The organism is Nitrosomonas sp. GH22 (genome assembly GCF_009833115.1).
In the GTDB taxonomy this organism is placed as follows: Bacteria; Pseudomonadota; Gammaproteobacteria; order Burkholderiales; family Nitrosomonadaceae; genus Nitrosomonas; species Nitrosomonas eutropha.
In genome coordinates this window covers 1-12990 of the sequence record NZ_QRCA01000004.1, presented here as the reverse complement: position 1 = coordinate 12990, position 12990 = coordinate 1, and the positions used below count along the sequence as shown (strand labels likewise).

The window sequence follows — 12990 nt, the reverse complement described above, 5'->3', positions numbered from 1 at the left end:
CCCCAATGAGTTTCCAGATACAAACTATTGCAGTTGTTTTTGCATTCGTAGTGCTTTCTATTTCGGGTTGCAGCAGTAAAGAAGAGCAGGATTCCCCAGAAAAACATGTTAAAGCGGGATTGGCTGATTCCCATACAATTTTTCTCAGGCCGGATTTGCGTCAGCGAGTTGAAACCGGTAAACCATTCCTTGCTGATATCTCCGAAAAGCTGCATGTTCCCGGTCAAATTAAGGTAAATGAGACGAAACTTGTTCAGGTGGGAGCCAGTTTTACCGGAAGAATCGTCGAAGTTTATGCACATTTAGGAGATAGTGTCGCAGCTGGTGCCAAATTGGCCCGAATTACAAGTCCGGAATTAGTGCAGGCGCAATTAGCTTATCTTCGTGCTAATTCATTGGCCGTTCTGGCAGAGCGTGCAGCCATACGTGCCAGACAGCTGTTCGCTGAGGATGTTATTAGTGCCGCCGAGCTGCAGCGCCGGGAATCGGAATCGCAGGTTTCGAACGCTGAACTGAGTGCAGCCAAGGATCAATTACTTTTACTGGGAGTAAATAATCAGGCAATACAAGATCTGACCCGGCACGGGCAGATTCTTCCATCTGTTGTGATTACTGCTCCGCGCAGTGGCACAGTTATCACACGTAATGTAGCAGTTGGACAAGTAGTGCAGCCATCAGATCAATTGTTTACCGTAGCTGATTTATCTGAACTGTGGGTGGTAGGGGATGTTCCGGAATACGCTGCGCATTTTGTTGAGCAGGGACAGCATGTGGAAGTTCGTGTGCCGGCACTGGGTGACGCAAATTTTGACGGGACTATCATTTTCGTATCCGATATTGTTAATCCGTTGACGAGGACAGTGACTGTCCGTACTGAGGTGGATAATCCTGAGCGTAAACTAAAGCCGGATATGCTGGCTACAGTGCATATTGATGAGCATGCGCGTGAACGTCTCGTTATCCCGGAAGGCGCAGTGGTGCGTGAGCATAATGAAGATCACGTATTTGTCGCCCGGGAAGATGGTGGTTTTACATTAACCCAGGTGAAGCTGGATGAACCAGTGAATCAGATGAGGCCTGTTCTGGAGGGATTAACACCAGATCAGCTGATTATTGTGAAGGGAGCCTTCCATCTGAATAACGAGCGTAAACGCAAGGATCTGGAATAACGATGATTATTTCTTTGGTACGCGCCATGCTGGCGCAGCGTTTGATAATCGTCGTGGTTGCACTGATTCTGATGGGATTTGGTCTGCATGCAGCACAGCGTTTGTCAGTGGATGCTTTCCCGGATGTCACTAATGTTCAAGTGCAGATTGCAACCGAGGCAGTCGGCCGCAGTCCGGAGGAAATAGAGCGCCTGGTGACTATTCCATTGGAAATTGCTATGACCGGGATGCCCGGACTGGAGGAAATGCGTTCTTTGAACAAGAGCGGCTTATCTATCATTACACTGGTATTTACCGATGCAACTGATGTTTATTTTGCTCGGCAACTGGTAATGGAGCGGCTGCTGGAAGTGGCCAGTAAAATGCCGGCTGGAATTACGCCGCGTTTGGGTCCGGTTTCTACAGGATTGGGCGAGGTATATCAATATACGATAGATCATCCCGATGATGGGGAACGAGCGCTGTCCGTGGAAGAACTGACTAAGCGACGCATTGTGCAGGATTGGATTGTCCGGCCAATGTTGCGTTCAATTCCCGGAGTGGCGGAAATCAATTCTCAAGGCGGGTATGTCAAGCAATACCATGTGCTGACGAATCCCAATAAGCTGCGTCACTATGACTTGACATTGGAGCAGGTAGAAAAAGCCATTGCAGAGAACAATGCCAATGCCAGTGGCGGGATTTTGCCGACAGGCAGTGAACAGTACCTCGTCAAGGGCGTTGGACTGATCCGTACACTGCAGGATATTGGCAATATTGTGTTGTCCGAGGAGCGTGGCGTACCTGTGTTCGTGCGTGATGTTGCGGAAGTAAAACTGGGCACGGAGGTGAGAGCAGGGGCTATTATCAAGGGTGGATATACGGAATCTGCTTCTGGCATCGTGTTGATGATAAGAGGGGGGAATGCCAAGGAGATCGTAGGACGAGTCAAGGCAAAAGTAGCCGAGATCAATGAGCAAAATCTGTTGCCGGATGGATTGCAGATTGTTCCATATTATGATCGGACTGACTTAGTTGATGCTGCTTTATGGACAGTCAGCAAAGTGCTAATGGAAGGCATTTTTCTGGTTATTATCGTGCTGTTCATCTTTCTGGGAGATGTGCGCTCCAGTTTGATCGTAGTGGCAACGCTGGTAGTTACGCCTTTGCTGACATTCATGGTGATGAACCATCAGGGTATTTCCGCCAATCTGATGTCGCTGGGTGGGCTTGCAATTGCAATCGGATTGATGGTTGATTCGACCGTAGTCGTGGTGGAAAACGTCTTTCATCGACTGGGCCATAGCGATGGCGCGCGTGAGTCGCGCACGCATGCTATTGGTGAGGCTGTGGCCGAAGTAGGGACCCCGGTAATTTTCGGGATCTGTATTATTATTCTGGTTTTCCTGCCACTGATGACGCTGCAGGGTATGGAAGGAAAATTGTTTAGCCCGTTGGCTTTTACGATTGCGATTGCCCTGGCGATTTCTCTGATCGTTTCACTGACTTTGTCCCCGGTACTTTGTGCCTATGTTCTGAAGGGTGGGACGGCTGAACATGATACCTGGATCATTGCCGGATTGAAAAGAGCCTACCGATCCCTGCTTAACACTGCTCTTAAGAGAGGGAGGTTGACAGTTATCACCGCACTGGGACTGCTATTGCTGTCTTTTATGTTGTTTCCATTTCTGGGGAAATCGTTTATTCCTACCCTGCAGGAAGGTGCATTAACACCGCAGATCAACCGGGTGGCTTCTATTTCTCTGTCTGAAGCAATTGAAATGGAAATGGAAGCAATGAAGGCTATCTCGCAGGTGCCAGGGGTGAAAAGTGTAGTATCCAAGTTGGGTCGAGGTGAATCACCTGCTGATCCGGCCGGGCAGAATGAATCTGATCCGATGGTGACGCTGGATCCCAATTCCGGGCGAACCCAGGACGAAGTAGATGATGATATTCGCAAATTGCTGGAAGTGCTGCCTGGTGTCAATATTGTTCTGTCGCAACCGATTGCGGAAAGAGTGGATGAAATGGTGACTGGTGTACGCTCTGAAATTGCCGTGAAAATTTTTGGGGATAACCTGGATAAATTACGCGGGCTGTCAGAACAGATCGCCCGCATCTTGCGCACTGTCCCCGGAGCACAGGATATCCGGATTGAACGCCTTTCTGGCCAGCAATCGCTGACTATTGATATTGATCGTAACGCCATTGCGCGTAACGGCATCAATGTCGCTGATGTGCATGAACTGATCGAGACTGCTGTAGGTGGCCGTGAAGTAAGTACGCTGTACGAGGGTGAGCGACGTTTTGCTATTGTGGTGCGTTTTCCACAACATTTCCGGGACAGTATTGAAAGTATCCGTAATCTGTTGCTACGCGCACCGGATGGAGTAACCGTACCTTTGTATACCGTTGCCAATATCAGTGTTGTTGATGGTCCGGCGCAAGTTTCACGTGAAAATGCCAAGCGCCGCGTAGTAGTCGGTTCAAACGTTGAAGGCCGTGACTTAGGCGGTTTTGTGGCAGAGGTACAGGAGCGGATTGCCAAGGAAGTAAAACTGCCGGACGGCTATTTTTTCGAGTGGGGCGGGCAGTTTGAGAATGTGGAGCGTGCGATGAATACACTTTCGATTATCGTTCCTGTAACGATTGCTGCTATTTTCTTTTTGTTGTTCATGCTGTTCAATTCTATCAAACTAGCAGCCTTGATTATTCTGGTACTGCCATTTGCGTCGATAGGTGGCGTATTCGGTCTGTTTGTTACCGGTGAGTATTTGTCGGTGCCAGCTTCAGTTGGTTTTATCGCGTTGTGGGGAATAGCGGTGCTGAACGGGGTGGTGCTGATTTCCTATATCCGGAAGTTGCGCGATGAGGGCGTTAGTGTCAAGGATGCTGTCATCAGAGGATGTGAGCAGCGTTTTCGTCCGGTGCTGATGACAGCTACCGTAGCGATGCTTGGGCTGGTTCCGTTCCTGTTTGCAACCGGCCCAGGTTCAGAGGTGCAGCGGCCGCTGGCCATTGTGGTGATCGGCGGGTTGATTACTTCCACGTTACTGACTCTGGTGGTATTACCCGTGCTGTATCGCCGATTTGATCCTCCTCCAGTGACGCAGCAGTAAGTTTCACTCTGAAGGGCCGTTACAATATAACCAGCTAGAGTACTTCATCCTGTTTAGAGTGGCCTAGAAAACCGCCAGATTGGTGATTCCAGAGCCGGGCATAAAGCCCATTGAGTGCCAGCAGCTCGGTGTGGCGACCTTGTTCGACGATGCGTCCGTTATCCAGTACGATCAGCCGGTCCATTGCGGCAATGGTGGAGAGGCGATGAGCAATGGCAATCACGGTTTTATTTTGCATCAACTCCTGCAGGCTTTGCTGAATGTCGGCTTCTATATCGGAATCCAGCGCAGAAGTTGCCTCATCCAGAATCAGAATCGGCGCATCTTTGAGCAGCACTCGGGCAATAGCGATACGCTGACGTTGCCCACCTGACAGATTGACCCCACGCTCACCCACCATGGCGTCATACCCTCTGCGGCCGTGAATATCGACCAGATCTTGGATAAATCCGTGTGCATGCGCTTGCTGTGCGGCCAGTCGTATTTCTTCTTCGGTTGCATCGGGTCTGCCAAACAGAATATTTTCACGAATAGAGCGGTGTAGCAACGAAGTGTCTTGCGTAACAATGGCGATGCTGGCGCGCAGGCTTTCCTGTGTCACGGTCTTGATATCCTGCCGATCGATCTGAATACTGCCCTGCTGGATATCATAAAAACGCAGCAGCAGGCTGATCAGGGTCGATTTTCCGGCCCCGGAAGGACCGACAAGACCGACTTTTTCGCCGGGACTGATATGAAGATCAAGTGCCTCAAAAATTCGGTGATCTTCATTCTTGATGTTGTTGTGGTAGGAAAATTCAACCTGGTTATAGTCGATCGCACCGTGAGTAACGGATAGTGGCACGGCACCGGGAGCATCCGTCACTGCATGTGGTTTAGCTAGCATATTTATTCCATCTTGCACGATGCCGATGTTCTCAAATAATTCTCCAACTTCCAGCATGATCCAGTGAGACATCCCGGTCAGACGGATGGCAAGACTCAGTGCAATGGCTATCGCGCCAGTGCTGATGCTGCCGTCGAGCCACAGCGCGATTCCCAATGCGCCGATTGCAAAGACGGACAGCATGTTATTGATCCATACGCAGGTATTCAACCAGGTCACCAGGCGCATTTGTGGATGCACAGTATCCAGAAATTCCTGCATGCCATCCCGAGCGTAGTCAGATTCCCGCAGGGTGTGAGAAAAGAGCTTGAGCGTGAGGATATTGGCATAGCTGTCCACAATGCGTCCGGTCATGTTTGAGCGGGCATCTGCCTGAACTTTTGAGATGCTTTTTAGTTTGGGGATGAAGTGACGCAGGATGCATAAATACACTGCCAGCCAGATAATCAGCGGTATGCAGAGACGAATATCCGCATGTGCAATCAGCAGTAATGCCGTTGCAAGATAGACAGTAACAAACAGCAAAACATCCAGGGTTTTGATGATTGTTTCGCGCACAGCCAAAGCTGTTTGCATGACCTTGGTTGCGATACGTCCGCTGAATTCATTTTGGAAGAAAGCGTAACTTTGATCAAGCAGATAGCGATGGGACAGCCAGCGAACGACCATGGGAAAATTTCCCATCAGAGACTGGTACAAAATCACCGAGTGAAAGAAAACAATAATCGGCATCAGTATCAGGATGAAAAGCGAAAGTCCCAGCAGAGCCAGCCTTTCCTGTTGTAAAAATGCCTGTGGGTCATTCTCGGCCAACCAGTCCACAATCGTTCCCAGTACACCAAACAGCATGGCTTCGCCAACGGCCACAAAAAATGTGGCGATTGCCAGCAGCAGGAAGTAGATTCCTGAGCCTTGCATGTAGTGACGGCAGAACCGATAGAGTGTGGCGGGTGGTTCGGTAAGCTGGTCGGATGGAAAGGGGGTGATCAGGCGTTCAAAATAACGGAGCATAATTGTGTTTCAGAGAAGAACCATGTAACGAAGGAATAACAGGTGCGCTGGCTGTTCGTGACAGCGCTCTTTTCAAGATATTTTTATAACGGTGTAGCGGGAGATTGCATGGATTTTGCTATCGGTAGCATGACCGAGAAAACAGTTCCTTTTGATACTTCACTGGATACATGCAATTTTCCACCAATTTGTTCGACATATTCCCTACTTTCGAACACACCAATGCCCATGCCGGCTGTTTTGGTCGACTCGAAAGGAGTAAATAATTTGTCGCGGATAAATTGTTCGTTCATGCCATGTCCACTGTCTTTAATCTTGATTACTGCCCATCCGGATTGTCGCCCGAGTCGTACCTCAACATATCCGTCTTTGGGAGTGGCCTCGATTGCATTTTGTACCAGATGACCAAGCACACGCTCCAGGCGTGATGGATCGGCTTGTATATTTAGATTTGGATCGATGATATTAAGTACTGGCCTCGGTTCACAGAAGGATTTGCTTTCAATGATTTGTTGCAGTAATTCATCTAGAGATAACAAGGAGTTTTTTTCTTCATGCATGCCTCCGTCGCTGAGTTTTTCAAGTAAACGTTTCATTTTGTTGATAGATAACGCTACAGTGTCCAGCATATCCTGCTGAAATTCCGGGTTGTCCTTATGCTTTACCGCATTGGTCAGCAACAACGAAAGCTGGGCAATCAGATTTTTGATGTCGTGCACGATAAACGTAGACATGCGATTGAATGATTCAAACTGTCGTGCCGTAGAGAGCGCCTGAGTTGCTTCGTACTGCGCTAGATAACTTGCTGCCTGGCTTCCTGCTACTTTCAATAAATCCCTGACTTCCCAATCAAATTTGACCGTACTTCTGGGTTCGGTCAGCACCACAAATCCCAGCAGCTCTCCATGCAATATCAGTGGTACCACCCAGCGTGCCTTGGGAATAGTGGGCAGCCAGTCAGGTAGTATCATGGCTGCGTATTGCTGAGGCCCGGAATCATGCTGATATAAATCAATTACCCAGGAACTTTCCTGCATAAACCGGCAAAAATGACTGTTAATTTCGACAGATGTATCAATATATGGAATATTCCAGCGTGCAATCAGTTGATAGGCATGATTTTGTTCTGATTTGAACCACACCGCTCCGGCTGGGCTTTCAACCAGCTGCGCGAGTGATTTAATCACACGAATCTTCAATTCCGTTTCTTCTTCAGACAGGGTGCGCGTAAAGCGCAGCCATTCTTCACGATAATCATAGTTATAGCTGAAAAAATGCTTGCTGATGAACACTTTGAGCCAGGAACGTGTCGTCCCGGAAAATAGTACAGTGATCAGTAGAACAATTGCACCAAACAGGAAAGTCAGCTGAAATACTGCACCCCAGGTCCCGCCCGAGAATCGGAGGTAATAACCGGCCGCAGCCATTAACAGCAGGTAAATCGCGGCACCAAATAGTGCTGTGGAGTAAAACAGGATGCGTCTGGAAACGGCAATGCCAACTGTCCATTTAGGGTTGCGTGCTGCCGAAAGTGCAATCAGGGGAACGATAAGTGTATTGACCCACCCCCGAGCAGCCCAGATATCAGGGCTTATTTTTCTGAATAATAATGCATCGCTGTACAAATAAAAATCATAAACAAATAACCCCCCGATACCCAGGCAAATGAATTTAATCCCCCAGCGTTGCTCGTGGGGTGTGTTCCGGTAATATTGCTCCACCAGAATCATACCAATGATGGCCATTGTTACCCATGTAAGAAACTCGAAGGAGGAGCCGAGTTGATCTGAATCAGCACTGGTAGTGGTAGTGTGACTGAAAGTGATTGTTTGTACGAGACAAACCAGGTAGAACAGAGCGATGGCAGTAACAACCGGCCTGATTCTGGGAAAAGTTTTATTTGTTTTACCGGACTGGAAAGGCCCCAGCAAGGTAATCAGAAATGTAGTCAGGGCAGCATTTCGTAATATTTCCAGTATTTGAGGCAGCAGAGGATCTGAATAATCCCAATAGGATAATCCCGCGATTGCTGCCGCCCATATTGAGGATATGATGCAGGCGATTGCCAGCAGCAAGCCATAAAGACGGCCTCGCCAACTGGTTATCAGCAGCATGAATAAAAAGAAAAAAGCGAGCGCTGCCGCAGCGTAACTTAGGGTTGTCATGACAGTCAGTACGGAGAAAAAATGTAGCTGCCATCGTGATTACCGATGCTCACCGACTGCCTTTGCTCAGCAGTACGACGCCTACGGTGTTGATCAGGATGATGAAATCAAGAAACAGGCTATGGTTCTTGACGTAATACAGGTCATATTGAAGTTTTTCAATAGCATCTTCTACGGAGGCACCATAAGGATAACGAACTTGTGCCCAGCCGGTAATGCCAGGTTTGATGCTATGCCGCAGGTTATAGTATGGAATTTGTGTGCTGAGTATATCGACGAAGTGAGGACGTTCAGGCCGTGGCCCGACAAAACTCATTTCACCTTTGAGTACATTAATGATTTGTGGTAATTCGTCGATTCTCAACTTACGGATAATTTTTCCCACTCGCGTTACGCGAGGATCATCAGTCGTGGCCCATCTCGGTTTCCCACCTTTTTCCGCATCGTTGAACATGCTGCGGAATTTGAAAACCATATAGGGTTTTCCGGCATGTCCCACTCTTTCCTGACGATAGAATACAGGTCGACCATCTTCAATCAGAATCAGCAAAGCAGCCAGCAATATGATTGGCAACGTAACAATCAGCAACAACAGGCTGGCAGTGATATCGAATAGGCGTTTGATCAGCGTTCTCAATGACCCTTGTTTAAAACCACTGCCGAACACCAGCCAGCTGGGATAAAGTGAGTCCATTTGCAGATGGCCGCATTCCCTTTCATAAAAGCCAACCAGATCCGTTACCTTTATGCCGTTTATTCTGCACTCCAGTAATTCCTGAATAGGGTAGGTACCTCCTCGTCTTTCCTGGACCGAAACAATGATTTCACTAATATTATGCTGATTGGTCAGCGAGATCAGCGAGCCTGTCCTCGGGATAATCATCTCAACCGGCACATGCCGGCTTTCTTTATCCAGCGGAACGAATCCCACGATCCTGAAGTTGGATAGATTAGGACTTTTACCAGCCAGGTCAAACAGTTCTCCGGCATTAGCACCAACGCCCAGTACCAGCGCCCGATAACGTAAATTATCCAGACCTTGCCATCTGAAAAAAAACAGCCGGATGAACAGTATTAGCAGCAAGGCCAGCAGCATTACGATAGCCAGTAAACCGCGGCCAAAATAAAGATCCGGAAACAGGTAAAAAATCAGGGTGATAAAACCGAAGCCCAATGCAAAGGATGGCAGCAACCTGAGCAGAATACCCTCGAAATCCTGTCGACCTTCCATCTGGTACATGCCCAGTGCGGCCATGCTGGCGATAATAACGAAAGTAAAGGTAATGGCCCCGGGTAGCTGGGAGATTAGCAGCTCGGACATTGTGCCATCCCACTGCAGAAACCGGATGGCCGCTCCTGCAAAAAAAACTCCGAGCAGTGCGATAGTTTCAATGCTGGCAAGCAGTATCGAGAATCTGGAAATATAATGATTGGCTACTTGAATCAAAATACCTCCTTGCTAAATTGATGTATAAGCGACTGGCCAGATAAAAAACAGCGAGTGTCGTTAAAGACAAACTATTCTACTAGCATAAATTAATTAGAAGTTACTTGGCTGCCTTGTTTTAAGCAAATTAATGATGTAATTACCAGGAATGGCATAACTGATTCCGCTTGGATCACTCAGTATAGATTCCTTTTTACCTTTCACAAAGACCATATTTACCACGCCATAAACTTCACCCGTGTCCGGGTCGTAGAGTGGACTGCCACTGTTACCGGGGTAGGCTGTACCATCTAGCTGAAATACCTTGTAGGCTGATCTTTGCAACTGGCGAATTTTTGCTGCATCAAGCTGTCTGGCATTTTGTGCAGGGAGTATGACCGGGGTAATTGAAGAGATAGTAGCTCGATGGGTCACCGGGTAGAAACCAAGCACCATTCCGATCGGGAAGCCAGTGAATGCCAGTAATTTCCCTTCTCTTATTTTGCTGGCATTCCCTAGTTTCATTACGGGTAAAGCAGCCCCCTCGAAACGCAGCAGAGCCAGATCATGTTCCTTGTCCAGAGCAACTATAGTGGCATTTCTCAGTTCTGGCTTATCACCTTTGCCAGTTATGATGATTAATGAGTTTTTATTCTTATCAGTAGACAGATCAGAAATTACATGAACATTGGTGATGACATGCAGCCCATCTTCGATTACAAAACCCGTTCCAAGAAAATTAACAGGGGGTGAACGTAATTTGTGGAAAGAGCCTACCCCGACAATTGCCGGCTTGACTCGCTCTATTGTTTCCACCAGGTCGGCTTGACAAAGAACGGATTGGAAGAGAATCAGGCATGCAAGAAACGATCGCAAAATGGAGAACCTTGCCGGATTGAGCATGAGTCAGGAGTAGGATTGGTTAAGAGTGAGTGTATCTGTGGAGACTTGAAAAGTCTGCTCAAGCTGTCACCGTTATATAAATAAGCAAACAGGCCTTTTGCTATGCTGTCAATTATAAGCTTTGGCAAGCATCTTCTTTCCGGCTTACCGGATTAATGCAGGCGAACATACAGAAAGAAATATGGTAGGCGGTATTGGAATTGAACCAATGACTTCCACCGTGTGAAGGTGGCACTCTACCGCTGAGTTAACCGCCTTTGTCGCCCTAAAACTACAGAATTAGACCATAGCCTGTTTATACAGGTCAATTATTATCTCTGTGATATTTCTGCAAAATAATTCGATCTGTCTGTGAAGCGGATCTGCTCAATCCACTATAATACAATCTTGGCAATTACAACAAACTGTCGGGGCAATTTTCTTCTTAATACCAATCAAAAAATTATCCTATGTTTATAAGCGTTCTTGATCTGTTTAAAATCGGTATTGGCCCCTCCAGTTCGCACACGATGGGGCCAATGGCGGCAGCAAATGTTTTTCGTGATGATATTGACCAGCTGATTTTACAAACTCCGGATAATCGCAACCATCGTGTTTATTGCGTACTCAAGGGCTCACTCGCATTTACTGGAAGAGGGCACGCAACAGATAGGGCTGTAACTTTGGGATTGCATGGCTATAGCCCTGCATCCCTCGCCGGGCAGGATGTCAATGCGCTGACTGCAAAGCTCTGGGCGACCAATACTGTGCAGCTTGCCAGCGGCAGACACATTGATTTCAATCCGGAGGATGACATTGTCTTTGATAAATCTGATCCGTTACCGCAACATCCTAACGGAATGATTTTTTATCTTCTGGATGAGGAGGGAAAGAAAGTTCTGTCAGAAACATTCTTTTCCATCGGGGGTGGATTTATCTGTACGCTTGCAGAAATTAGCCAGCTGGATGCTCCGCTTAAAATTGAATTTGCTGGTACTTATCCATACCCGTTTGATTCAGCAGACAGTATGCTTGAGATGTCGCGGCAAAGTGGCTTATCCATTGCGGAAATGAAACGCGCCAATGAATTAACCAGGATGTCGGAACAAGATCTTGATCAGGGACTGGACAGTATCTGGCAGGCTATGTGTCATTGTGTTGAACAGGGACTGACGGCAGAAGGCCGCCTCCCAGGTATCCTGGGGATACGCCGGCGTGCAAAAGATCTATTCAAGCAACTGGAAACAAATCCGGAAAAAGGTACGCTGAATGACTGGTTATGCGCCTATGCCATGGCGGTGAATGAAGAGAATGCTGCGGGTCACATGGTTGTGACAGCGCCTACCAATGGCGCTGCCGGGGTTATTCCGGCAGTTATTTACTATCTGCTTAAGCATGAAGGTGGGACTCTGCAGCAAGTACGGGATTTTCTACTGACTGCTGCCGCAATTGGTGGGTTGATCAAGCATCGTAGCTCTATTTCTGGGGCGGAAGTAGGCTGTCAGGGAGAAGTGGGTTCGGCAGCAGCAATGGCTGCAGCTGGTCTTTCCGCGGTGCGGGGAGGGACCACTGAGCAAATCGAGAATGCGGCTGAAATTGCATTGGAACACCATTTGGGTATGACTTGCGATCCGGTTGGCGGGCTAGTTCAGGTGCCCTGTATTGAACGTAATGGTTTTGGCGCAATCAAGGCCCATACCGCTGCTGCACTTGCTTGCCGCGGTACGGGCGAGCATTTTATATCACTCGACAACTGCATTAACGCGATGAAGCAGACGGGTCTGGAGATGTCACACAAATACAAGGAAACCTCATTGGGTGGCCTGGCTGTCAGTGTCAGCATTACCGAATGCTGAGAATGGGATTCGAATAATCATTGGAAATGACGTATATAAGGGAGTATTGGATTTATGGATCTCTAAAACACCCAGTTTTCTACCCGTTTTTTGAAATGTCACTAACCACCACCACGCGGACACCTTAAAATTTCAGGCTTCCTCGGTAGTGGTGATTTCCATTATCGCGCGTGTGTATGTCGGTGGTTGAAAATTCCCCTATCGTTACGTTAAGATAGCTTGAATTTTTTCATGATTGCCTGGCACTTTGCCGTCCTGCGCGCTCGTTCTTCTTCCGTCCAATAATCAGGACGCTTTGCAGCCTTACCCAATAGCAAGCGCTCCAGGGTACGCCCTCTGCACTCTGAAGGGCGATGCTCCCTATCCAGTAGTTGCCCCAATTCAGGGCATACATAAAAGCTCAGCCGCCTAAATCCAGCATCATCCATCTTGGCACGGTATTTTTTCAATCATTCGGCATTCTTTGACATTTCATGTCTCCTTCAATAATTAAACCA

At 47.9% G+C, this 12990-nt stretch carries 8 protein-coding genes and 1 tRNA gene; 3 read left to right on the top strand and 6 right to left on the bottom strand.

The window, feature by feature from the left end:
* The first annotated feature begins 5 nt into the window (after positions 1 to 5).
* Entirely contained in the window at positions 6 to 1169 is a 1164-nt protein-coding gene (locus tag ABF86_RS00805; protein ID WP_160803408.1) for an efflux RND transporter periplasmic adaptor subunit, read from the top strand.
* Positions 1170 to 1171: 2 nt separating this feature from the next.
* Positions 1172 to 4267 carry a CusA/CzcA family heavy metal efflux RND transporter gene (locus ABF86_RS00800; RefSeq protein WP_160803407.1) on the top strand — a complete coding sequence of 1032 codons (3096 nt, stop codon included), beginning with the start codon at positions 1172 to 1174 and terminating at the stop codon, positions 4265 to 4267.
* 34 nt (positions 4268 to 4301) lie between these two features.
* Here the strand turns inward: ABF86_RS00800 and ABF86_RS00795 are convergent, their stop codons facing one another.
* The 5 genes from ABF86_RS00795 to ABF86_RS00775 all read right to left on the bottom strand — a co-directional run bounded on the left by ABF86_RS00795 (position 4302) and on the right by ABF86_RS00775 (position 10915).
* A complete protein-coding gene (locus ABF86_RS00795; protein WP_074710134.1) occupies positions 4302 to 6164 on the bottom strand; it encodes an ABC transporter ATP-binding protein in 1863 nt (620 codons plus the stop codon).
* 83 nt (positions 6165 to 6247) lie between these two features.
* Positions 6248 to 8329 (bottom strand): XrtA/PEP-CTERM system histidine kinase PrsK, encoded by a 2082-nt coding sequence (gene prsK / locus ABF86_RS00790; protein ID WP_160803406.1) that lies wholly within the window; start codon positions 8327 to 8329, stop codon positions 6248 to 6250.
* Positions 8330 to 8378: 49 nt separating this feature from the next.
* The gene (locus ABF86_RS00785) at positions 8379 to 9776 is read right to left on the bottom strand and encodes a TIGR03013 family XrtA/PEP-CTERM system glycosyltransferase (protein WP_164502675.1); all 1398 of its coding nucleotides are present in this window, start codon (positions 9774 to 9776) and stop codon (positions 8379 to 8381) included.
* Positions 9777 to 9869: 93 nt separating this feature from the next.
* Positions 9870 to 10631 carry a serine protease gene (locus ABF86_RS00780; protein ID WP_345889554.1) on the bottom strand — a complete coding sequence of 254 codons (762 nt, stop codon included), beginning with the start codon at positions 10629 to 10631 and terminating at the stop codon, positions 9870 to 9872.
* A 209-nt stretch (positions 10632 to 10840) separates the two neighbouring features.
* Positions 10841 to 10915, bottom strand: a tRNA-Val gene (locus tag ABF86_RS00775).
* Between the two features lie 192 nt (positions 10916 to 11107).
* On the opposite strand from ABF86_RS00775, the gene ABF86_RS00770 reads away from it, so the two are divergent.
* Entirely contained in the window at positions 11108 to 12493 is a 1386-nt protein-coding gene (locus ABF86_RS00770) for an L-serine ammonia-lyase (RefSeq protein ID WP_011634800.1), read from the top strand.
* Positions 12494 to 12702: 209 nt separating this feature from the next.
* Here ABF86_RS00770 and ABF86_RS00765 read toward each other — a convergent pair whose 3' ends face one another.
* Positions 12703 to 12942 (bottom strand): hypothetical protein, encoded by a 240-nt coding sequence (locus ABF86_RS00765; RefSeq protein WP_011634195.1) that lies wholly within the window; start codon positions 12940 to 12942, stop codon positions 12703 to 12705.
* Positions 12943 to 12990: the final 48 nt, after the last annotated feature.

Coding starts and splice junctions, on each gene's coding strand:
- ABF86_RS00795 (WP_074710134.1), bottom strand. CDS start 6,164: ATGCTCCGTTATTTTGAACGCCTGATCACCCCCTTTCCATCCGACCAG.
- ABF86_RS00805 (WP_160803408.1), top strand. CDS start 6: ATGAGTTTCCAGATACAAACTATTGCAGTTGTTTTTGCATTCGTAGTG.
- prsK (WP_160803406.1), bottom strand. CDS start 8,329: ATGACAACCCTAAGTTACGCTGCGGCAGCGCTCGCTTTTTTCTTTTTA.
- ABF86_RS00770 (WP_011634800.1), top strand. CDS start 11,108: ATGTTTATAAGCGTTCTTGATCTGTTTAAAATCGGTATTGGCCCCTCC.
- ABF86_RS00800 (WP_160803407.1), top strand. CDS start 1,172: ATGATTATTTCTTTGGTACGCGCCATGCTGGCGCAGCGTTTGATAATC.